The following is a 2,089-nucleotide window of genomic DNA, read 5'->3' on the forward strand; positions in this document are numbered from 1 at the left end:
AACCAATATTATAGTTACTTCTATGAAGCATATTCAAAGCGCCATGCTTATCAAGTTTATTATTTAATGTTGTTAGTTCTACTCCTATACCTCCACGTTTTAAAAAGGCTTTTGTTTCTTTTTCTTCTTCTTCGTTAAGTTTATATTTTATACTCTTTTTTAATTTTTGTTTTTTTCTCTTTTGTTGCTCTTTAAATTCTATCATTTTATCATCTTCAAAATGGTATCGATAAGGTCTTAACCACCTATCTATACTTTGTAACATAGTCATATATCACAGTCCTAACATTTCAGATGTACTCTTTTTAGTTGCTTGCTTTTCAATATTTCCTTCTACTTTTTTCTCTGCTATTTCACTATCTCTAACCAATGAAGCGGTGTCTAATTGAATAGTAGGTTGTTTGTCTTTTTCCACCTTGTTTTTACGTTCGTTTTTACGTTTTTCTCGATTATCAATTGCTTTTTGTAATGTTGTTAATTCTTCTTGGCTTCTTTCATCATCTGTTTTTCTTCTGTTACCAGTAGTATTTGATTCACTTGTTTCGTTTAATGTATTAGATTCTTTCTCTATTTCAAGTCTACTTTGTTGTAGTGCCGAGATAGCTCCAAAAGTTTCGTTATTTTCTTCGCTATACTCTTCTCCTTTTTCTTCTGCTTCAGCTCTCTCAACTATAGCGTGATAATCAGGTGATGGGGTTTTCTCATATTTTTCATTTAAGCAATCAAACATCTTATTAAGTTGTTTTCTACTGATATTAGCACCTTGAGCTCTTATTGGCATACTTCCTTGTGGCGCAAAAAGCATATCGCCTTTTCCTTTTAACGTTTCAGCTCCAGCTTCATCTAATATAATTCGACTATCTACATCTTGTTTAACACTTAAAGCCAAACGAGTTGCTAAATTTGTTTTAATCAACCCTGTTATAACTTCTCTAGATGGTCTTTGCGTTGACATAATTAAATGTACTCCTGAAGCTCTTCCCATTTGTCCTAGTCTTTGTATAGGGGTTTCTATTTCGTCTTGAACTTGGTTCATCATATCTGATACTTCATCCATAAAGATAACAATATAAGGAAGCTTTTCTTTACCATTTTCTTCTGCCCATTCGTTATACTCTTCGATATTTTCTGTACCACCAGCTTCTTTGAACATTTTGTAACGTTCTTCCATTACTATTACTACATATTTCATGAAAGGAACAACATCATTTTTAATATCTGTTATAACATCCGTTAAATTGAAAGGTGATTTGTTAAAAGGAACAAAGTCTGCTTGTTTTGGGTCAATTATTTGCATTTTCAATTCTTTTGGAGTACCTTTAGCCAACATTGATGATAAGAAGAATTTACTTGCAACAGACTTACCTGATCCTGAAGTCCCTCCCATTAGCGTATGAGGACCTTCACTAAATACAAAATCCAGAGGTTTGTTATCGACTGTTTGACCCAATACAGCATGTGTAGGATTTTCAACTTCTTCATCAAATACTGATTGAATTAGTTTGCCACCATCAATAGGTATTCTGGATTTTTCTGGCAATGGAACGTTAATAATCATATTATCAGCTCTAGTATAGATGGTAATACCTTGGGTACGTAATGCTTGCTCCAATGCTTTTATGATATCATCTAAAGATTTACTATTTTGTGAAAATCTCATTCCATAAATATATTCTATAGCTGAATTACCAACATTAGGCTTTTTAGCTTCTACTTGCATATTTAGCGAAGCAAGTACTTTATCAATCGTTCCTTGATTTTCTTCTGCATATTTATTTGCTCTTTTTGTTCTTCTTTTTATTTTTTCTGGGTCTTCTGAAAGAATATCTAATGGATAGTTGTATTTTGTCGTGTTGTCATCTTCATTACTCAACGAACTATCAACTGTTCTATTTTGCATTTTTTCTCTGTTTTTCAGGACACTTCTGGCTTCTTTTAATTCTTTGTCTTGGCTACCTTCATATATCAAATATCTTCTATTTGACTCTTGTTTCATGTGATCAAAACTAATTCCGTCAGTTATATCTGGTAATTCCGTATCTAAATCTGTTATATAATTCAATAACTTGGTATGTATTTTCTTTGTTCT

Annotated in this window: 2 protein-coding genes; both read right to left on the reverse strand. The window is 32.1% G+C overall.

The features are described from left to right. On the reverse strand, nucleotides 1-271 hold a 271-nt coding region (locus ACF91D_RS29910; protein WP_392438351.1), incomplete at its 3' end, for a hypothetical protein. A 3-nt stretch (nucleotides 272-274) separates the two neighbouring features. Beyond that, a partial coding sequence (locus ACF91D_RS29915; protein WP_392438352.1) for an FtsK/SpoIIIE domain-containing protein occupies nucleotides 275-2,089 on the reverse strand: 1,815 nt, incomplete at its 5' end.

Source organism: Staphylococcus sp. 231237_7MaSpsaltlick (assembly GCF_043107035.1).